Genomic DNA, 20511 nt, shown 5'->3' on the forward strand with positions numbered 1-20511 from the left:
GTAATATCAGGCGCACCAGTAGGATATCACTCAATACAAAAAGAATTGGAGCAAACCTCCCGATCTACTCCAACCTATTTAACCAAAACCTTAACTATGAAAAATCTTACATTTTCCAACGCAAATGTAAGCAGAATATCCGAACTTACCAAGCCTAATCTCTGTTATAATATCTCAAACATGGTTTATTAGTATGAGCAATGCAATGACAGCGGACTCTAAATCCGCCCAAGCAGTAACGGACAAAAGTCTCTACATCGAGACCTATGGATGCCAAATGAACGTAGCTGACAGCGAAGTTGTAGCCTCCATCATGCAGATGGATGGGTTTCATTTGGTTGAGCATCCAGACGATGCCGATGCGATCTTCATCAACACCTGTTCGGTGCGAGAGAATGCCGAGCAAAAGGTACTCAACCGCATCGAGTACTACAACACCCTACGCCGCAAGCATCGCAAGGGATTGGTGCTAGGCATCCTAGGCTGTATGGCCGAGCGAGTCAAGGACGAACTGATCGACAAATATGGTGTAGACCTCGTCGTCGGGCCAGACAGCTACCTAGATCTGCCCAATCTAGTCGGGGCTGTCGAGCGAGGCGAGCGAGCCATCAACGTCAAACTCTCCACCCAAGAGACCTACAAAGATGTCATGCCTCTGAAAATGAGTGGTGTGCACATCTCTGGCTTTGTGTCGATCATGCGAGGCTGCAATAATTTCTGCTCCTACTGCATCGTCCCCTATACCCGTGGTCGGGAGCGTAGTAGAGAGATTGATAGCATCCTACGAGAGGTGCTCGATCTCAGGGAAAAGAATTATCGAGAGGTAACCCTACTTGGGCAGAATGTCAATTCGTATCGCTACGACTCGGGAGAGCGTATCTATGACTTTGCCGACCTCCTCTCGGCGGTAGCCGAGGCAGTCCCTGAGATGCGCATCCGCTTCACTTCACCCCACCCCAAGGATATGGACGACAAGGCCATCGCTACGATGGCGAAGTATCCGAATATCTGTCGGCATATCCACTTCCCAGCCCAGTCGGGTAGCGATCGTATCCTCAAGCTAATGAAGCGCAACTATACACGTCAGTGGTACTTAGATCGTGTAAGGATCATCCGAGAGGCTATGCCCGACTGTGCCCTAAGCTCGGATCTCTTCTGTGGCTTCCATGACGAGAGCGAGGAGGACTTCCAGGACACCCTACGCCTGATGCAAGAGGTGGGTTACGACAGCTCGTTTATGTTCAAGTATTCAGAGCGTCCCGGCACCTATGCAGCCAAATACCTAGAGGATAATGTACCCGAGGAGACGAAGCTACGCCGTCTACAGGAGATGATCGACCTACAAAACAAGCTCTCGCTCGAGAGCAATCTCAGAGATATTGGAAAGACCGTCGAGGTACTCGTTGAGGGCTTCAGTAAGCGTTCACGAGAGCAGCTCTTCGGCCGAACGCAGCAGAATAAGGTCGTGGTCTTCGACAAGCAAGGCTACCGCATTGGGCAATTCGTCGAGGTCGTCGTCGAGGCTGCTACCTCAGCGACCCTCATTGGCAAGCCTATACGCCCAGCAGAGGGCTACTCCCCCAAGCCTCAGGACTAGGCCTTCCCAAGGACATAAGCGACTCGCTAAGGACAACCCCCGAAGGTCTAGGGACAGACAAACAAATACGACGCCATACCCATCGAGGTATGGCGTCTATTTTTTGATCTATAAGCTCTCTCCACCTCAAGGACGAGGGGCAGGGAGGCTTCCAGCAAATCGCTCCAGCTCGGCAATAATCTCCTCGTTGCTATCTGTGATCGAGAGGATAATATGCTTGAGCTTGCCCGAGGTAGAGAGCTCTTCGATAAGCGGATAAATGGGCTTCTCTCTAGTCCAATAGCTCTCGCCAAGGAAGATCATCGGGCTAGCTACACCATAGCTGACATAATGGTTCTGAGCTAGATCCTGAAAGATCTCCTGCATCGTACCCGCACTGCCAGGCGAATAAATCACCCCTCCTCGAGCGACAGCCAAGAGGCCCTCCTCACGAATGCTATTGGCAAAGTACTTGGCGATCTTAGTAGCGAAAGGGGTTGCCAGCTCATGACCGTAATGCCAAGTGGGTATTCCGAGACTATCATAGCCTAGGTTCGGATAGCGATCAATGACCTCGAAGGCTGTCTCGAGCCAGCCCTCGTCGGCATACTTGGGGGCTCGGGCAAGGATCGCTAGGGCTTCTCCGAGGGTATGTTCACTACGACCTGCCAGCCATGCTCCGAGATGGGTTGCCTCCATAGCCCCTGGGCCTCCACCAGAGAGCATCAGGTAGCCTCGCTCTGTAAGCTGACTCGAGAGCTGAGCAATCTGACGAAACATCGGTGAGGTGCGGCTCAATCCATGACCGCCCATGATGGCGACGATTTTGTGGGCCGAATAGTCCTCTAGGAGCTTCGTCAAATTCTCTGATATAGAATGATCATGCAAGGCTTGCGAGAGCGAGTCTAAGAGTGATTGTCTGTGGGTAGAGGCCACATAGTGGTCATAGACTCGCTTGTCATAGCAGGAGACATAGCTCTCAGGTCGCTCCCAGTGGTAGCCTTCGTAGAGGGAAAGGCCTGTGTAGAGCTCCTCGGGGTAGGTCTTGTAGGGGACGTTAAGACTAGGGAAGATGTAGTTATGCTCGTAGAGATGAAGCATCAGGCTGGGCGAGATCTTGCAGCCCAAGAAGAGGCACTCGACATACTTGGTCTCGAGCATATCCCTCTCGACCGAGGAGAAGTCTATCCCTTGGAAGGCAACATCACGGATCTCCTCTTCCTTGAAAAGGTTTCTCAGATCGGAGAGGTCTTCGTATAGTTTCATGAACTCAGGCGGTTATCCTAGCTTCCAAGCCTCCGTTTACAACTCCTTACGACAGAGCTGCTCTACCTCGTCTACGATGCGTTCTGCAGCTCGAGGCTCCGAGAGGCCAAGGATCTCGACCTGTAGGCTCTCTCGCCTCGTCTTGTCGGCCAGAAGCTCAAGGGCAACCGAGCTGAGGCGTTCGACAGCCTCCGCATCGGGGATGAGGATTGCAGCCCCTCGACTAGAGAGGGCCAGGGCATTTTTCGTCTGATGATCCTCGGCTACGTTGGGCGAAGGAACGAGAATACTGGGCTTACCCAGGAGGCAAAGCTCAGAGATCGAGCAAGCCCCAGCCCGAGAGATCACCACATCGGCCAGGAGATAGGCATAGTCCATCCGATCAATGAAGGCCGAGCAATAGTACCGCCCAGGATAATCGACAAGAGCCAGGCGGGCCTGCTCTTGATACAGACGCCCCGTCTGCCAGATGAGTGCCGCCCCAGAGCTTGCCCAGAGCTTGAGCGAGGAGGCAATACTCTCGTTGATCGTTCTAGCCCCGAGGCTCCCACCGACAATTAGGACGACCTCTCCAACGTCTTTGGGGAAGCCAAAGTAAGCCAAGGCCTCAGCTCGAGTGGCCGTCAAGAATTCGATCTGAGGGCGGATGGGATTGCCCGTTAGGGCGATCTTGTCCTTGCGGAAGAAGCGTTCCATATCTGGGTAGGCCACACAAATGCGATTGGCCCTACGAGCCAGGAGCTTATTGCTCACCCCGGCATAGGAATTCTGCTCCTGGATGAGAGTTGGGACACCTAGGCTCTGAGCCGCTTTGAGGGTGGGTGCACTGGCATAGCCCCCTACCCCTATAACTACATCTGGAGCGAAGGAGCGCACGAGGGCTCGAGCCATAACAAGGGCTCGAGCGAACTTGCGTAGGACCGAGACATTGCGCCAGATCTGCTTGCGGTGAAAGCCTTCGACGGGCAACCCAACGATTTCATAGCCAGCCGCTGGGACACGCTGCATCTCCATCCTCCCCTCCGCACCAACGAAGAGGATCTTGATGTCGGGATAACGCTTGCGTAGGGTATCGGCGATAGAGATCGCAGGGAAAATATGCCCCCCTGTGCCGCCACCACTGATGATAACACGCTTGGGATGAATTGTTTGCTCCATATTCATTTGATGATTATCATAGAAGTCCATCTAAGCCTCTGTCTCTGCAGCACTAAGGATCTCTTGCTCTCTGCGGTCGAGCTCTCTGATCTTGGTCTGTGAGCGAGAGATCCCGATCACAATACCCACCGCAATGCTAGCACTAAGATAGGATGAACCGCCGTCGCTAATGAGTGGCAGAGGCTGCCCCGTGATAAACATACCAGAGGCTACCATGAGGTTGATCAGAGCTGAGAAGGGATACAAGAGCCCAAAGCCCAAGAGGACGTAGCGTCGATACATGTTCTCCTCTCGCTGGGCAAGCCTACCAACCCAAAGAAACCAAAGCAGATAGAGCGAGGGGACGAAGAGCATCCCGACGACTCCCCACTCCTCGACGATGATGGCGTAGATATAGTCCGAATAGGCCAGGGGCAGATAATCTCTTGTCTTGCTCTTGCCCAAACCACTGGGGACTTGTCCTCTAGAGATAGCCACAAGTGCCAGCTTGCTCTGAGTGCTTCCCTCCTCTAGGTTGTAGTATTCCTTGTCTGAGGAGGGATCTTCTGCAATATGGTACAGACGCTGCTGCCACACAGGCGATCTGTGGTGGATCTTGCGCAACGTATCCTCAGGGATAAAGAGTAGAGCTGAGACGAGCAATGCCCCTGCGACGAAGAGCAGGACAAAGACTCGGAGAATGAAGGAGAGGGGGGCTCTAAGAGTAATCGTATAGAGGAATAGGAACGAAATCAGGATGAAGGTCGTCGAGAGATTGGTCAGATTGATGGAGAGCGTAATAGCAACAATCACAAACCAATAGATCAAGAAGAAAAGGTGGGCATACTTCTTGGCTAGGGGGAAGTGCTCTCGGCGCATCTTAGCCACCTTCGCTCCGATCTCGGCCCCATAAAGCACGATGATAAGCTTGAAGAACTCAGAGGGCTGAATCGATATTCCCATGATCCTCGTCCATCGAGAGGCCTGGTTGGCCTCCGTAGGGTTAAGCCACAGGGCTACGATGAACACACCGACTATAAGAGCCAGGAGATACTTCTTCCTCCGATACCACTCAACGGGGAATTTGGAGACAATGACAGCCGTCCCCAGACAGAAGAGCAGTACGACAACATGCTTGAAGACAGGGTTTGTCCCCTGCTGGCTCATGAGGAAGCTGTACATTCGAGCACTCGAGGCACTCGAGACTGCGAAGAAGGAGACGATGATGAAGGTAGCATAGAGCAGCCACAACCGCTTGTCCCCTTCGAAAATCTTACTCAATATGCCTTCCGTGCGCAGAGGTCTGGTCTGATTACTCATGGGCTAAGGCTTTGACTGCCCCTCGAGGGCGAGGACTTCGCTGCGAAAGCAATCCCCTCGGTGCATGTAGTTATCGAAGAGGTCGAAGCTCGCACAGGCAGGCGAGAGGAGGACTGTATCGCCCCGATGAGCCATTTCTCGGGCCAGCCGGATGGCCTCGGCCATAGAACGAGCCTCGGAGATGCGAGCGACACGATGATCAAAGGCTGCGTGCAGCTTCGTATTGTCCACGCCGAGGAAGATCAGGCCTCGGGCTAGAGCCTCGATCTGAGGGGCGATCTCCTCGTAGTTGTTGCCCTTGTCCTGCCCTCCGAGGATGAGGACGTAGGGTGTCGTCATGGTGCGCAAAGCATAGTAGGTCGAACTAATATTTGTAGCCTTGGAGTCGTTGATGTAGCGCACCCCATCGACGACGGCGATCTTCTCCAGTCTGTGGGGGACGTTGATGAAGTCCTTGAGGGCCTGCCGCAGGTGCTCGGCCGACACCCCTAGTCGAAGGGCAGCGATGGAGGCAGCCATGGCATTCTGTAGATTGTGAGGGCCTTGTAGGGCAAGCTCCGAGATGGGCAATTCGAAAGCTATATCATCGAAGTGGATGCGCATCACATTGTCGTCGCTCTTGTCTGCGGCCGAGCCTACCTGCGAGTAGGTATGGAAGGCCAGTAGCTGCATCGGCATGGGCTGATGGGCTGCTACATAGCGAGCGATGAACTCATCCTCGCCCCAATAGATGAAAGCATCTGAAGGGCCTTGATTTTGCAAGATACGCATCTTCGCCAGGGCATATTGCTCCATGTCGTAGTTGTAGCGATCGAGGTGGTCGGGGGTAATATTCATTACCAGAGCGATATGGATATGCGCACGATACATGTCATCCAGCTGGAAGCTACTCAGCTCGACGACATAATACTCGGGCTGCTCGGGCGAGATCACCTGCCGAGCCAGGCTAAAGCCGACATTGCCTGCCAAACCAACCCGCATCCCAGCACCCGAGAGGATGTGATGTAGCCACATGGTCGTAGTGGTCTTGCCATTGCTCCCAGTGATCCCGATGATCTTGGCATCGGTATGGCGCAGGGCGAGCTCGATCTCGGAGATGATCGGTATCCCCTGGTTTCTGAGGGCACGGATGATGGGGGCTTTGTTCGGGATGCCAGGCGACTTGACCACCTCTTTGGCCGAGAGGATCGTCTGCTGACTGTGCTGACCCTCCTCGTAGGGGATGCCAGCAGCCTCTAGCTCGGCTTTGTATTTGTCTGCGATCTGACCATAATCGGAGACGAAGACCCTCATACCTCGACTTTGGCAGAGCAGGGCTGCACCGACGCCGCTCTCCCCTGCGCCGAGGACGACTATATCGTACTGTTGTAGTTCGCTCATCATTTGCTGTAATGGCTTATTTTGAATGAATTATTTCGCTCCTCTAGCCCCCTCGAGAGTGGATCTATCGAGACAAGCCTAGATGGAGGGATGATGGTGTGAACATCGATTTGCAATATTCGCCAAATTTATCCAGTTGTGCAAGCAAATCAAGAGCCCAAAGCTCTTGCGAGCTGCCCTGAGCTCCGATCAAGAGAGGGATGCCCCCATGCGTGGAGGGCCGGGGGACTATCGGCAAGGGATGCCTGCGCAGAGCCTTCGACGCCCCTACTTCTTGCCGATAACGGCAAGAAGCGATACCCTTGTAGAGACCTGAGATAGTTACAATGGATCTTATCTCAGCTAAAGAAACAAGCGGAGGCCTCAACAGCAACATATACGGAAACAAACAGACAGGGCGTAGGGCCCAGGCGAATGCCTGAGCCCTACGCCCTAGGAGGCGAGCCCTTGAGATGTTTGGAGCAGTTTATTCAGCAGCCCAAAGACCTTTCATGGCCTGCTCCTCCTGTCGGATGCGTACCACCAAGAGAATCATATAGAGCGGTAGACCCAGCAGGAGCGTCATCCAGGCATTACAGAGCAGGGCAACACCGATGAGCTCAGGGATGATGTTGAGGAAGTAGTTCGGATGACGCACAGTGCGGAAGAGGAAGCTACGCTCAATACGCTGATTGGGGACGATGTAGAGCTTAAGCGTCCACACGTCTCGGAGCTTATAGATCACATAGAAGAGCATGAGGTAGGCAAAGGTCATCACCCCTGTCCCCCAGGCAGAGATCTCGTTGTAGTCTACCCCCGAGCGATAGGCCTCGTATAGAGCCGAGAAGTAATAGGCAATATGGGCCAGGGTGAGCAGGAGTGAATTGAACTTACCGTACTGAACAGCCCCCTTCCGAAGCAGCAACTTCTCGTTGCGGATCGAGTACGAGAGCGAGAGGAGGCGCAGAATGAAGAAGATGGCGAAGGTCGTAATGATATATTGCATACCGATAACAATACTAATTAGTTTGTGATTAAAAATAAATTCGTAGTCATTCGTTTCTTGAAGTTTGATTGGGGGTTAGGGCTTGCCTCCAAAAATATTCGCCGCAATCTATGGAGCTTGATACATGATAATCCATCCCCTCCCTGCCTCGAGGAGCCTCTCCCCTGTGCATCGTGGCTGCTCTAGTGAGCCCGAAAGGAGCTCTATGGAGCTCCTACTTGAGTCTTCAGTGAGATCCTACTTAGACCTCAAATGAGATCCTACTTGAGCCTCGAGTGAGATCCTATATAGGCTCTTAGGCGTAGGTCTACTGGGAGTTCAGAAGAATCGCCATCTAACCTCTCAGTCGAGATCCTATCGGACACTCAGCCTTCAGTCCTTCGGCTTCATCTCAATGAGGGCGATCCTCTCAAGAGCAGAGGCGCAACTACATGTAAAATGCGAAGCTACTGGTTTCCTTGCATCGAGAGAAGCAATATTTTATCGTCCCCCCCAATACATACTCTACCTCAACGGATTAAATTCTTGAATTTATTTCTAGAGACAAAAAGTAGGGAGTAGCCCACATGGGCTACTCCCTATCCCTCTATCGACCTCCACCTCGTCGAGGGAGAGGATCTATCTTACATTATTTCTTGGCCTTTTTGCGAGCCTCCCTACGCTCTCGATCCCTCTTGAGCTTAGCATCTATGAGGGCTATGTAGGCTTCGTCCCGGAGGACGTAGCGCATGTAAATCGAGTACAGAGACATCGTCAGAGGTAGGGCAACCAGCATCCCGAAGAAGCCGAGCAGATACCCCCACACCGAGAGTGAGAGGAGGATGAGCGAAGGACGCATCCCCATCTTCTCCCCCATAATCTTGGGCACAAGGATCGTCTCCTGAATTACCTGAACGATAAAGAGCACTCCAAAGGCCAGGAGCAGGCACACGAAAACTCCCTGACCCTGCTGGGCACTCATCAGCACAGACATAAAAGCCAAAGGGATTACCCCCAGGGCCTGCATATAGGGGATGAAGTTCAGGAGACCGATCAGAATCCCCATAGCCGTAGCCATCGGAAGATCTATGATATTGAAGCCAATGCTCAGCAGTAGCCCCACGCTCAGGGCAATGAGTGCTTGCCCACGAAAGTAGCTATTCATGTACGAATCGATCTCCGTCATCACCGAATGTAGCGACCCCCGAATAGAGGGAGGGAAGAGCTCGATCATCCCACTGGCTAGGCCCTCGAAGTCGATCATGATGAAGATAAAGTACACGATCCCCATGGCAAAGACCACCCCCCACGAGAAGACCGAGATCGTACTATCGACGATCGAGCCGACCTGCGTCCAGGCCGTCTCGATCGTCTTCATGATATTCTCTACCGAGAGCTCCTGCGAGAAGCGATCAAGATCGACAGCCTCCTTGAGCATAGCGAGCATTCCCTCGGGAAGGATCAGCTCAAGCAGCCCCCCTCCATTGTAGACATTCAAGGCCTCGAGCGTCTTGGCAATCTCCTCCTCGATCGAAGGGATCAGGTAGATGAAGCCGAGGGCCAGCACAACCCCCAGCAGCACAAAGACGATCAGCACCGAGAGACCCCGAGACTTGACTCGAGCCTTGTACTGAAAAAACTTCACCAGCGGAAGCATCACATAGGCGAAGATGCCTGCCAAGAGGAAGGGCAGCAGCACCTCCCAGATCGCACTGATAGCCATCACGCACAGTAGCACCAGAATGCTGATGAGCAGGATGCGTACCGTACGATCCAACGTAAAGGGTTTATTCAAGAACTTATCCATAGAGAACCAATGGGATTAGGGCATGCCCAGCGGTTGCTGAGCCACTCGCTCATGTTTGAAGGGGAAGAGCTCAGAGGGGGAGTGCATGCGCTGCATCTGTCGCTTCATACGCTCCAGGCGGCGAGGCTCTTGCTCAGCCAAATTGTTTTGCTCCCCGAGGTCTTGCTCTAGATTGTAAAGTTCATAGACGGGAGCGTCGCTATTGACCTTTAGGGCTACCAGCTTCCATTTGCCCTGGCGCAGGGCCATCTTGCCTCCCTCCTCATGGAACTCCCAGTACAGGGGTCGCTCCTGCTTGCGTGCTCTAGCCTTGGCCTGGCCCAAGAGTAGGGGCATGAGATCTACCCCACTCGTCTCAGGTTGCTTCTCCCCGAGCATCGAGGCGAAGGTGGGCATGAAGTCCCAAAAAGCTCCTGGCACACTGCATCGACTCTCGGGGGTGATCCTCCCTGGCCAATAGGCGATCATCGGTACTCGAATCCCCCCTTCGTAGAGATCTCTCTTATGCCCTCGCAGAGGGCCATTACCATCGAAGTACTCAGGGTCTGCCCCACCCTCACGATGAGGGCCATTGTCGCTGGTGAAAATGATGAGTGTATCCTCCTCAAGGCCCAGCTCCTTGATCCGATCGACTACCTGACCGACATAGCTATCCAGCAGCGTAACCATAGCGGCGAATGAGGCATGGGCATCAGGAGTCGATCCATAGCCCGAAGGGCCACCCTGCCAGGGCTTGGGCGTCAGCTTACCTCGGTAGTATGCGTAGGATTCATCATGGGGGAGGTTCAGCTCAGCATGGGGCAGCGTATAGGTCAGCATGGCGAAGAAGGGCTTGCCCTCCTGAGCCGATTCGTCGATGAACCGCAAGGCTTGCTCCTGGATGAGGCTTGGAGCATAGGTCTTGCGAGCATCCCCCGCATTCTCCTCGAAGAGAACACGCTCCCGATCACTCCACAGATGCTCGGGGTAGTACTTATGCGAGACACGCTGACAGTTGTAGCCATAGAAGCGGTCGAAGCCTCGATCCGCTGGCTCTGCACCTGAGCCAGGATGACCCAGCCCCCACTTGCCAAAGATGCCTGTGCGGTAACCAGCCTGCTGAAAGAGACGGCCGAGCGTCGCACGATCGGCCATAGGGGTCTGTCCCTCGGGCTGAACCTCCTTATTGCCTCGAATCCTCGTCCGTCCCGTATGCAACCCCGTCATCAGCGAGGCTCGAGAGGGGGCACTCACCGAGCAACCAGCATAGAAGTCAGTGAAGAGCATCCCTGCACGACTCATAGCATCGAGCCGAGGCGTCAGGATGAGCTGCTGCCCATAACAGCCGAGGTCTCCATAGCCAAGGTCATCGGCTAGGATGAAGATCACATTAGGCTGCCTCGTCTGTGCCTCGGCGGAGAGGGAGAAAAGGGCAGGAGCGAGAAGTAGCCCTGAGGGCAGAAGTACACGTTTCATCATTGTCAATAGGTTGTTAGCGGAGGATTATATTCTCATAGAGGTATCGCCCCCCTGGTGGAGACAATACCTCTACAGATGTATTTGCAGCATAGAGCGGCTTTCGGGCACTAGAGAGGGATCTTAGCCACTCGTCCAGCATGCCGACCACCCTCAAACTCGCTCGAGAGGAAAGCCTCAACGATCGAGCGACAGAGCTCTTCATCGACGAAGCGACCTGGGATCGATAGCACATTGGCATCGTTATGAGCACGAGCCAGGCCTGCGATCTCGGCACACCAGCACAATGCGGCCCGTACCGAGGCATGCTTATTGAGGGCCATCGAGATCCCATTACCCGAGCCACAGACGGCGATACCATAGTCCACCTCGCCCACATCTATAGCTCGACCTAGGCCGTGGGCGAAGTCTGGGTAGTCACAGCGTTCGTCGCTATAGCAACCATAGTCATGGAGGGCAATACCCTTACCCTCGAGGTAGGCCTTGACCAACTCCTTGGTCTCGTAGCCAGCATGGTCGCTACATAGGCCGATGGGTTTATTCGTCTTCATATCCAATTCGAGGACAGAGGGGTTAGCATTCCATGAGCTTCTTCACCTGCGTGTAGACATTCTCAGCAGTGAAGCCCAGCTTCTCATCCAACACCTTGTAGGGCGCAGAGAAGCCGAAAGAGCTCAGCCCCCAAATGCTGCCCTGCTCTCCGACGAGCCCCAGCAGATTAACGGGGAGACCTGCTGTCAGCCCAAAGCGTTTGATGCCTTGCGGCAATACCTCATCTTGGTAAGCCTTATCCTGCAGGCGGAAGAGGCCCTCCGAGGGTACCGAAACGATCTGCAGGCGGATGCCCTCACGACGCAGCAACTCTGCTCCATCGACCAGGGTAGAGACTTCACTGCCCGAGGCCAAGAGGACTACCTGTGGGTTCTCGTCCCGAGAGACGATATAAGCTCCTCGAGCGGCCTGGGCAGCCTCACAGTAGCGACAACTGATAGGGTTCAGCAGGGGCAGGTCGTTGATATTCTGACGAGAGAGGATGAGGGCCGTAGGCGTGTCGACGTTCTCCATAGCCAAACGCCAAGCCATGGTTGTCTCCTGCACGTCAGCGGGGCGAAGTACTAGAGTGCTGTTGCGCCCGCTATGGTTCTGTAGCTTCTCCATCAAGCGAATCTGTGCCTCCTGCTCTACAGGCTCGTGGGTAGGCCCGTCCTCCCCTACTCGGAAAGCATCGTGCGTCCAAACGAACTTCACGGGCAACTCCATCAGAGCAGCCATACGGATCGCAGGCTTCATATAATCACTGAAGACGAAGAAAGTACCGCAGGCAGCGATTACCCCGCCATGAAGAGCCATCCCGATACACAGGCAAGCCATTGTCAGTTCGGCCACCCCAGGCTGTAAAAAAGCTCCGCCGAAGTCTCCACGGCTCATCGCGCGAGTCTTCTTGAGGAAGCCATCGGTCTTGTCCGAGTTGGAGAGATCAGCTGAGGAGACGATCATGTTCTCCACCTGATCTGCCAGCACCCCCAGCACCGTGGCCGAGGCGGCACGAGTGGCCTGATTCGGCTTCTGCACAATGGCATCCCAATCGACCTTGGGGGCTTCTCCCGAGAACCAACGATCGAGCTTCTCGGCAAGCTCGGGATGCTCAGCTCTCCAAAGCTTCTCCTCTCCAGCTCGCTCCTGAGCGAGGGTTTCTAGCTCTTCCATACGGCGGGCATAGAGAGCCTCGACCTCGGGGAAGATGGAGAAGGGATGCTCAGGGTCTCCACCCAAGCCTTTAATGGTAGCCTCGATACATGCACCAGCGGCCGTTAAGGGCTGACCATGGGTGCTCACAGCTCCTTCAAAAGAGGTGCCATCAGCCCCGACCACACCCTTGGCCATTGTTGTACGGCCAATAATGAGGGTAGGCTTGCCCACTACAGCCTTGGCTTCGGTAAGCGCTCGGCGAATAGCAGGCACATCATGCCCATCAATATCAATCACATGCCATCCCCAAGCACGATACTTCATCGCTACATCCTCCGAAGCCACCTCACTCACACGAGTAGAGAGCTGTACATCGTTGGCATCATAGTACATGATCAGATTGTCGAGGCCTAGATGACCTGCGATGCGACCAGCTCCTTGAGAGATCTCCTCCTGGATACCCCCATCGGAGATGTAGGCATAGATCGTTTGGCTCATCATCCAGCCGAACTTATGCTCGAGGAACTTGGCCGCAATGGCTGCCCCCACAGCATAGGTGTGCCCTTGACCTAGAGGACCTGAGGTATTCTCAACTCCTCGGTCAGGATCTACCTCGGGATGTCCCGGCGTAGGGCTACCCCACTGGCGGAACTGCTGTAGCTCCTGCATGCTGTACTTGCCGACGAGCGCAAGCTGAGCATAGAGCATAGGCGACATATGCCCTGGGTCTAGGAAGAAACGATCTCGCCCAAACCAACGAGGCGACTTGGGGTCGAAGATGAGGAACTCGGAGAATAGGACATTGATGAAGTCCGCACCGCCCATAGCACCGCCAGGGTGTCCGCTCTTAGCTTTCTCTACCATCGAGGCTGCCAGCACACGGATATTGTCTGCGGCCTTAGTCATCAGTTCGATACTGTTCATGATGCTTACGCTTAGGATATATGTTTGTTATGTGAATGCGATCAGGATCTCTGCCGTCTTGTGCAATCGGCCCTATTACCAAGCCCAAAGTTAGGCAATATTTCCCACACACCTAACCCTTCAGAGCAATGTCTCAGGGCAATCGCATCGAAATAAGGCTATCTTTGGTGTATGGATGTACGCGATTATTTTTCGATGGTCTCCGACCCACGTGTTGTGGGTCGTTGCAAGCATAAGTTGAGCGATATTTTGGTTATTGCACTAGCGAGTTATTTGTGTGGAGGCGAGGATTATGAGTCCATGTGTGGAGGCGAGGACTATGAGTCCATGCATGAACTTTGCTTAGAGCGTGGAGAATCGCTTCGCCCACTGGTTGAATTGCCTAATGGCTGTCCGAGCGTAGACACGTTCGAGAGAGTGCTCCAACGCATTGAACCTCAGTCTCTCTATGCTTGTCTTCAAGTCTATGGTAAAGAGCTGATTAGCGACTTAGAAGGTAAGCACATCGCCATTGACGGCAAACGTCTGAGAGGATCTAAGAAGAAAACAGGCAGTACACATATTCTCTCAGCTTGGGTTGATGAAGTAGGTTTAAGCCTTGCTCAAGAGACTGTTGCCGAGAAACGCAATGAGTTACAAGCCATTCCAGAGGTCTTGGATAGCCTTGATTTATCAGGGGCAGTTATTAGCATCGATGCTATGGGGACTCAAACCAACATTGCAGAGCAGATTATCCAGTCAGAAGCTGACTACATTCTAAGCCTCAAAGGCAATCAAAAACATTTGTATGAGGACGTTCAAGATTGCTTCACAGGACAATATAGGAGTCATAGCTATGAGACCGTAGAGAAAAATCATGGTCGTATTGAGAAGAGGACTTATACGACATTACTAGCTTCAGAGGTCTTTGACGGAGGCGAGTATGGTCAATGGCAAGGCTTGAGAAGTTTAATTCAAGTGGAGCGAGAGATTAGTAGTTTAGGGGGAGAAAACCGAATAGATAAACAGTATTATATCAGTAGTTTACCACCTGAAGAATGTCGCTTAATAGGGCAATACATTCGAGGGCATTGGGGGATTGAGAATAGACTCCATTGGCATTTGGATGTAACCTTCAGGGAAGATGCCTGCCGTGCTCGTAAGAATTATTCAGCCACCAACCTAAACACGTTGAGAAAGTTTGCTTTAGCCATTGTCTCTAGTTTGCTTTAGCCATTGTCTCTGGGTACAAAGACAAACTATCCTTGCGTAAGAGGCTGTTCAAAGCCGCTCTCAATATAGACTATCTCAAGAAGCTCCTAAAGATTTGATGCGGTTGCCCTGCCTCAAGTACCTGAGTGAAGCGATCTCTTAGTGAGAGGGGAGGGAATGAAATACCTTCGCCAGTGAACAGACCTCAATAGTTTGCTCTCTGGCGAAGGTATTTTTGTTGAAGGCTCTACCCTAGGCTACTTCTTGTAGTCAGACCACTTGACCAGGCGCATATCTCCGCTGCGTTCGATTTCGCGGTGGAAGGCGAAGCAGGCCTCTAGGCTCTGAGGAGTCTGTCCCTGTACACCTAGCTCCAGGTATTCACGTAGCAGGGGGCGATAGTCGGGATGCACACAGTTCTCAATGATTTCGTGGGCTCTCTGTCGTGGACACTTGCCTCTTAGGTCAGCCACACCGTACTCGGAGATGATGATCTTGACCGAGTGCTCATTGTGGTCTAGGTGCGAAACCATGGGGACGAAGGCACTGATCTTGCCCTCCTTGGCCGTAGAGGGGGTGATGAAGATCGAGAGGTAACCGCTGCGAGTGAAGTCCCCTGAGCCTCCGAGCCCGTTCATCATGCGCGTCCCGTTGACGTGGGTCGAATTGACGTTGCCGAAGATATCTGCCTCCAGGGCCGTATTGATGGCGATCACGCCTAGGCGACGGACGATCTCAGGGTTGTTGGAGTACTCCTGGGGGCGGAGCAGTAGCTTGTCTTTGAACTGGTCGAGATGGGCATAGATATCCTGGATCACAGGGCGGCTCACCGAGAGCGAGCAACCACTGGCGAACTTCACTCGGCCTCGCTTCATCAGTGTGATCACGGCATCTTGGATCACCTCCGTATAGACCTCGAAGTCGGGGATGTCCTGGCTGTCGCCTAGGGCTTCGAGTACGGCATTGGCCACGTTGCCCACTCCGCTCTGTAGGGGGAGAAACTCGGCGGGGATGCGGCCGGCCTTCATCTCCTCGACGAGGAACTTGGTTACGTTTGCCCCGATGGCACGAGTAACGTCGTCCAGAGGTGCGAAGGCACTCTCGTCGTTGGGCTCGCTCGTGCGCACCACACCGACGATCTTGGCCGGGTCTACCTGTACATAGGGCTTACCTACACGATCCGAGGGCTTATAGATGCCGAGAGCCTCACGATGGGGAGGGTCTAGGGGCTCGACAATGTCGTGGATGCCTCGGATTTCCTTGGGGTGGCGATCATTGAGCTCGATGATGATCTTGTCTGCTAAGCGGCAAATTGTAGGTAGGATACCTACGCCAGAGGTGGGGACGATCTGCCCGTCCTCGGTAACATCGGCAGCCTCGACGATCGCTACATTGACTGGCCCGAAGAATCCGTAGCGCATCTCCTGGGCGAGCATAGAGAGGTGAACGTCGAAGTAAGGAGCTTTGCCTGCATTGATGGATGCACGCATATCCTTGTTGGACTGATAGGGGGTGCGGAACTTAACCGCCTCGGCTCTTGCCAGAGCTCCATCGAGGTGAGGCCCTGTGCTAGCCCCTGTAAACATACCGATCTTGAACGGACGGCCTGCGGCGTGCTCTGCCTCGGCACGTCGAGCGATTGCCTCGGGGACAACCTTGGGACAGCCAGCGGGGGTGAAGCCGCTGAAGCCTACATTGTCATTGTGCTGCACGTATGCGGCAGCCTCTTCTGCAGTGATGAATTTCAATGCCATAATGTTGAGCTCTTTGAAAATATAATGTGGATGTTTTTGAAGTCCTATCTAACGTGCCTCAAAATTACGAATTAACTCTATCATTAGCTAATTATATCTACAAATACTCTCTCGCATGGTGATAAGTGTCGGGGGCATCATCTCGGGAGGCTGTCCCTGTGGTGTGTGTGGCCTCGGAAGAGCTCTAGGGCAAGGCTCAAGTGCGCTCTTCCTTAGACCTCTATCGAGGCCCTACTTAGACCTCAATAGAGCTCCTATTTATATCTCTATTGCGATCCTACTTGGGTCTCGGTGGAGCTCCTACTTGAGTCTCTGTTGTGATGCTATTTGGATCTCAGTTGAAGTCCTACTTAGACCTCTACTGCGATGCTAGATGGTCTCTCACTCGAGAGGCTACCGAGACTTCACCTGCGCTCCTATCGCCCCCTCAGCTCCGCCCCACCTCGATCCTCGATGGCAGCCCTCGGCATAGAGCCTCAGCGAGCTGCTCAGGGAGTGGAGAGCGTATGCGACAGCCCCTCCGCCCACAGTCTGCTGTAGGCTGTGGATGGAGGGGCTAATCGTTAAGGCTGAGGCCCTCGGTCGAGAGAGGGAAGCCCCCGAGGGGGATGCCGCACGCTCTAGAGTAGTCGGTGCTCAGTGGCTACGGCGATAGCCTCGGAGATATTCGCCACATCGAGCTTGACGAAGAGACTCTTGCGATAGCCCTTGACAGAGTCCTCGGACTTGTTGATCTTCACCGCTATTTCGCTTACGGATAGACCTTGGTTCGCCAGTCGGATCACGGCCTTTTCGTATTCGCTGAGCTCGATCGTCTCGCTGAGTCGCCACCGTCCGCTGCTCGGGGTGTATTGCCAGCAGTTCTTGGAGTAGGCCTGTGTGATGTAGGCGGTATGCCGCTGACTGGTGGAGGCGAGGGAGACGATGCAGAGGGCGAGCCAAATATTTCCCTCCTCGTCGAGCTTGAGCGGGGTGAGCCGGTGGTTGATGAGCATAAGTTCGCTCGTCCCCTCTTTGTAGAGCTGGAAATTGTAGGAGATGGTGTAGCTGCAACGCTCCTCAACAGGCTGCCTGCGGAAGAACTCGAAGCCCGCACGATTGACCGCTGTGAGAAAGGCTATATCCTCGCTCGGCACATGCTCGTAGTAGAAGGCATAGCCCTCCTGCTGCACCTCCTCGACCCTCTTGCCACAGAGGAAGAGAGGATTGTCCGAGACATAGAGGAAGTTCATCCGATGGTAGTCGATGATGTAGAGCGACTGGTAGGTGAGCCGAGAGAGGGCGACCACTGAGTCAATATAGGGCTGTAGATCCTGGTAGGCCTCAGGGTTGACCCTCGGGCGATCCACGCTGTCGGGGTAGAGGCGTGAGGGGATGTTCGCATCAGTCTTCATCGGGAGAATCCTTAGTGGTGATGAAGCAAATATAGTGATTGTTAGGCATCCGATTACCCGGAAGGGTAAGAGTTGGCCACTTGGGAGTAGAATTACCCTTTTGGGTATTGCACGCCGCTTGGTGCGCCCAGTACCTTTGCTGCATCAACGAACGTTTAACGGTTAGAGACTATGAAACGAATACTTTCCCTCCCCATCCTCCTCGTTCTCCTATGCAGTACGATCGAGGCTCAAGCGCAGCAGCGTGTGCGAGGCATCGTGGTCAATCAGCACGGCGAGGGCCTCGAGTTTGTCAATGTTGTGGCCAAGAGGCTCTCCGACTCTACCTTCGTCCGAGGGGCAGTTACCGATAGCCTGGGAGCTTTTGCCTTCGAGGGCTTGCCCGAGGCCTGTTACCTCTCGCTTAGCTCTGTCGGTTATGAGCAGGCCTCCCATCCTATTTCCGAGACGATGCGCATTACCCTTAGGGAGGCCGTCGTCGAGCTCAATAGCCTGGTCGTTAAGGCCGATCGCCCACAGATACGCCTTAGGCATGGAGCTCTCGAGATGAGCGTGCAGGGTACGACCCTGGCCTATCGCTCAGATATTATGGAGGTGCTGGGACAAGTGCCTGGACTGAGGACTTCGCTCGATGGCTCTGTCGGGCTGATCTCTGGCGGGAGGCTGATGATCTACCTCAATGGTCGGGAGGTGCATGAGGTGAGCGACCTGCGCATGATAGACATCAAGCGTATCAAGAGCCTCAGCCTAGACAATGCCCCAGGGGCGCGCTATCCCAGCGACGTGCGGGCTGTGCTGCACATCCGCACCGAGCGAGACCTCTCGGCCCTCTCGATACGCCTGATGAGCTGGAATCGCTTGGCGCACTTCTTCTCCAGTAGAGGTGAGGCTCATTTGGCTTACAACAAGGGCAAGGCGAATTATTATGCTATGCTCTTCTATGGTCGTGCCCGCAAGCGTAACACGCAGGATCTAGAAACCCTTATCTCCGAGACAGAGGGCACGGCCCTCGAGGAGCGGCTCACGACAAACCTGGTCATCAAGCCTGGCGGCAGAGAGGTCAAGCTCATGGGCGGAGCGGACTTCTCGCCTCGATCTAACCTCAGACTGGGGGTTAAGTATGTCTTCGGTCGAGATGTAGAGCTCTCAGAGCTAAACGATTACTCCAGGTCCTACATAGGCCCTAAGCTTAACGATGAGATCCTCTCCCTGACCCAGGTCGAGGACCCCTCGGCTCTGCACCACCTCAACGCCTTCGCCTCATGGGATCTCACCCCTCGGATCAACCTCACCCTCAACGGCGACTACCTCGACAAGTGCCTTGACCGAGATCAGACCTCTAGCGAGCAGAGCCTCCTGCATCAGACGACGACCCCGATCGTGATCCACTCCAAGAGCCATCGCCGCCTCTGGCAGGGCAATGCTATCCTAGGCTATAGCTTCGAGGGTGGGCAGGCCCTCGAGCTGGGGATCGAGGCCAACGACATCACAGGCGATAGCCACCAGCTCTATGGCCTCGATCTCAAGCGAGTGAGCGACTACACCAACGACGAGCGGGTGTTTGCAGGCTTTGCCTCCTATCGCTTCGCCCTCAAGGGCTGGGACGCTCAGCTTGGGTTGCGCTACGAGCGAGCTCAGAGTGCCCTGCACAATCGACTCGTCGGGGGGAAGGATCTTGACCGCTCTTGGGGAGACCTCTTCTATGCTGTCAAGCTCTCGGGCAAGCTGGGCAAGACCATGCACAGCCTTAGCCTCGGCTCGTCCATCCTCCGCCCAACGATGGAGCAGCTGACTAACAATACCTATCGCTCGAATCAGTACCTCATGCAGGAGGGTAACCCGAACCTCGTCCCCCAGCGTAACCATAGCTTCGGTTACAATTTGATCTTCTCAAACTATTATTTTGCAGCCAGTTATGCCTTGCATCGAGACCTCATTGCTACCCACATCCGAGCCAATAGAGAGGTCCCTAGCGGCTATATCTTCGCCCCAGCGAACTACCGACGAGCCTCCTCTCTCGAGCTCGTCGCCAACGCCCGAGAGCGTTGGGGCTGGTACAGCCTGAGTGCCACAGCGGCCTACCAGTACAACCACATTGAGGGGCTTAGGGAGGGCCTAATGCACCAAACGAAACCCCTATATTACCTGCGCCTCAATCATGGCTTCACCCTGCCCCGTGGCTACTACCTCGAGGCTGAGTACAGCTATCAGAGTGCCTCCACGATGAAGATCTACAATCTGGAGAGGCGGCACGTGATCAATATGTATGCCAACAAGAGCTTCTTCGACGGTCGTCTACAGGTCTCGCTGCGCCTCATGGATCTCCTGCGCACCGGCGGCAGCCAGCTCTCTACAGCCATCGGAGGGGTAGCCCTCAGGCAGAGTGAGTACAGCGACTCTCGGAGCATTCACCTCAACTTTACCTACCGCTTCAACAAGGAGCGCAAGTACCGAGGCCGAGATACTGCCTCCGAGGCCATCAATCGTTTATAGAGGCTGCACTTCGCCGAGGAGAGATCCCTCAACGCAAGAGAGGCCGATGCTTCGAGAGATGCCTAGTGGTTCTCTCGAGGTATCGGCCTCTTGTTCTCAGAGCTTTCTCTGCTTGAGGCTGCCCTCCAGAGCTCTTACAGATTGAGCAAAATAACGTACCT

General features: G+C 54.2%; 13 protein-coding genes and 1 pseudogene. 3 read left to right on the forward strand and 11 right to left on the reverse strand.

From position 1 onward, the window contains the following. Nucleotides 1-193: 193 nt before the first annotated feature. The gene (gene miaB, locus HQ37_RS02635) at nucleotides 194-1597 is read left to right on the forward strand and encodes a tRNA (N6-isopentenyl adenosine(37)-C2)-methylthiotransferase MiaB (protein ID WP_036879972.1); all 1404 of its coding nucleotides are present in this window, start codon (nucleotides 194-196) and stop codon (nucleotides 1595-1597) included. Between the two features lie 126 nt (nucleotides 1598-1723). Here miaB and HQ37_RS02640 read toward each other — a convergent pair whose 3' ends face one another. From HQ37_RS02640 to HQ37_RS02685, 9 genes are all read right to left on the reverse strand, one after another. After that, complete coding sequence (locus HQ37_RS02640) at nucleotides 1724-2842, reverse strand: LOG family protein (protein WP_052080702.1); 1119 nt, start codon at nucleotides 2840-2842, stop codon at nucleotides 1724-1726. A gap of 36 nt (nucleotides 2843-2878) precedes the next feature. Then, a complete protein-coding gene (murG, locus tag HQ37_RS02645) occupies nucleotides 2879-4006 on the reverse strand; it encodes an undecaprenyldiphospho-muramoylpentapeptide beta-N-acetylglucosaminyltransferase (protein ID WP_200879447.1) in 1128 nt (375 codons plus the stop codon). A gap of 24 nt (nucleotides 4007-4030) precedes the next feature. Continuing rightward, on the reverse strand, nucleotides 4031-5299 hold the full coding sequence (locus HQ37_RS02650; protein WP_081951732.1) for an FtsW/RodA/SpoVE family cell cycle protein: 1269 nt from the start codon (nucleotides 5297-5299) through the stop codon (nucleotides 4031-4033). A 3-nt stretch (nucleotides 5300-5302) separates the two neighbouring features. Next, nucleotides 5303-6682 carry a UDP-N-acetylmuramoyl-L-alanine--D-glutamate ligase gene (gene murD, locus HQ37_RS02655; RefSeq protein ID WP_369794059.1) on the reverse strand — a complete coding sequence of 460 codons (1380 nt, stop codon included), beginning with the start codon at nucleotides 6680-6682 and terminating at the stop codon, nucleotides 5303-5305. 463 nt (nucleotides 6683-7145) lie between these two features. Continuing rightward, a complete protein-coding gene (locus tag HQ37_RS02665; RefSeq protein ID WP_036879982.1) occupies nucleotides 7146-7664 on the reverse strand; it encodes an isoprenylcysteine carboxyl methyltransferase family protein in 519 nt (172 codons plus the stop codon). A 628-nt stretch (nucleotides 7665-8292) separates the two neighbouring features. Then, on the reverse strand, nucleotides 8293-9450 hold the full coding sequence (locus HQ37_RS02670) for an AI-2E family transporter (RefSeq protein ID WP_036879986.1): 1158 nt from the start codon (nucleotides 9448-9450) through the stop codon (nucleotides 8293-8295). A 15-nt stretch (nucleotides 9451-9465) separates the two neighbouring features. Further along, nucleotides 9466-10908 carry an arylsulfatase gene (locus HQ37_RS02675; protein WP_052080703.1) on the reverse strand — a complete coding sequence of 481 codons (1443 nt, stop codon included), beginning with the start codon at nucleotides 10906-10908 and terminating at the stop codon, nucleotides 9466-9468. A 107-nt stretch (nucleotides 10909-11015) separates the two neighbouring features. Next, a complete protein-coding gene (gene rpiB, locus HQ37_RS02680; protein ID WP_036880261.1) occupies nucleotides 11016-11456 on the reverse strand; it encodes a ribose 5-phosphate isomerase B in 441 nt (146 codons plus the stop codon). A 22-nt stretch (nucleotides 11457-11478) separates the two neighbouring features. Next, nucleotides 11479-13518, reverse strand: coding sequence for a transketolase (locus tag HQ37_RS02685; protein ID WP_036879989.1), 2040 nt, complete (start codon nucleotides 13516-13518; stop codon nucleotides 11479-11481). Between the two features lie 171 nt (nucleotides 13519-13689). Here HQ37_RS02685 and HQ37_RS02690 point away from each other — a divergent pair. Continuing rightward, nucleotides 13690-14828, forward strand: a pseudogene (locus tag HQ37_RS02690) (ISAs1 family transposase). A gap of 138 nt (nucleotides 14829-14966) precedes the next feature. On the opposite strand, the gene HQ37_RS02695 reads toward HQ37_RS02690, so the two are convergent. Both HQ37_RS02695 and HQ37_RS02700 read right to left on the reverse strand, forming a co-directional pair. Next, nucleotides 14967-16463, reverse strand: coding sequence for an acetyl-CoA hydrolase/transferase family protein (locus HQ37_RS02695; RefSeq protein ID WP_036879993.1), 1497 nt, complete (start codon nucleotides 16461-16463; stop codon nucleotides 14967-14969). A gap of 620 nt (nucleotides 16464-17083) precedes the next feature. Beyond that, nucleotides 17084-17857: a response regulator transcription factor gene (locus tag HQ37_RS02700; RefSeq protein WP_052080704.1), complete on the reverse strand. Its 774-nt coding sequence runs from the start codon at nucleotides 17855-17857 to the stop codon at nucleotides 17084-17086. 171 nt (nucleotides 17858-18028) lie between these two features. Between HQ37_RS02700 and HQ37_RS02705 the strand changes: the two genes are divergently transcribed. Continuing rightward, nucleotides 18029-20350 carry an outer membrane beta-barrel family protein gene (locus tag HQ37_RS02705; RefSeq protein WP_036879996.1) on the forward strand — a complete coding sequence of 774 codons (2322 nt, stop codon included), beginning with the start codon at nucleotides 18029-18031 and terminating at the stop codon, nucleotides 20348-20350. Nucleotides 20351-20511 lie beyond the last annotated feature (161 nt).

Source organism: Porphyromonas sp. COT-239 OH1446 (assembly GCF_000768875.1).
Classification (GTDB): Bacteria; Bacteroidota; Bacteroidia; order Bacteroidales; family Porphyromonadaceae; genus Porphyromonas.

Coding starts and splice junctions, on each gene's coding strand:
- miaB (WP_036879972.1), top strand. CDS start 194: ATGAGCAATGCAATGACAGCGGACTCTAAATCCGCCCAAGCAGTAACG.
- HQ37_RS02640 (WP_052080702.1), bottom strand. CDS start 2,842: ATGAAACTATACGAAGACCTCTCCGATCTGAGAAACCTTTTCAAGGAA.
- murG (WP_200879447.1), bottom strand. CDS start 4,006: ATGAATATGGAGCAAACAATTCATCCCAAGCGTGTTATCATCAGTGGT.
- HQ37_RS02650 (WP_081951732.1), bottom strand. CDS start 5,299: ATGAGTAATCAGACCAGACCTCTGCGCACGGAAGGCATATTGAGTAAG.
- murD (WP_369794059.1), bottom strand. CDS start 6,682: ATGATGAGCGAACTACAACAGTACGATATAGTCGTCCTCGGCGCAGGG.
- HQ37_RS02665 (WP_036879982.1), bottom strand. CDS start 7,664: ATGCAATATATCATTACGACCTTCGCCATCTTCTTCATTCTGCGCCTC.
- HQ37_RS02670 (WP_036879986.1), bottom strand. CDS start 9,450: ATGGATAAGTTCTTGAATAAACCCTTTACGTTGGATCGTACGGTACGC.
- HQ37_RS02675 (WP_052080703.1), bottom strand. CDS start 10,908: ATGATGAAACGTGTACTTCTGCCCTCAGGGCTACTTCTCGCTCCTGCC.
- rpiB (WP_036880261.1), bottom strand. CDS start 11,456: ATGAAGACGAATAAACCCATCGGCCTATGTAGCGACCATGCTGGCTAC.
- HQ37_RS02685 (WP_036879989.1), bottom strand. CDS start 13,518: ATGAACAGTATCGAACTGATGACTAAGGCCGCAGACAATATCCGTGTG.
- HQ37_RS02695 (WP_036879993.1), bottom strand. CDS start 16,463: ATGGCATTGAAATTCATCACTGCAGAAGAGGCTGCCGCATACGTGCAG.
- HQ37_RS02700 (WP_052080704.1), bottom strand. CDS start 17,857: ATGAAGACTGATGCGAACATCCCCTCACGCCTCTACCCCGACAGCGTG.
- HQ37_RS02705 (WP_036879996.1), top strand. CDS start 18,029: ATGAAACGAATACTTTCCCTCCCCATCCTCCTCGTTCTCCTATGCAGT.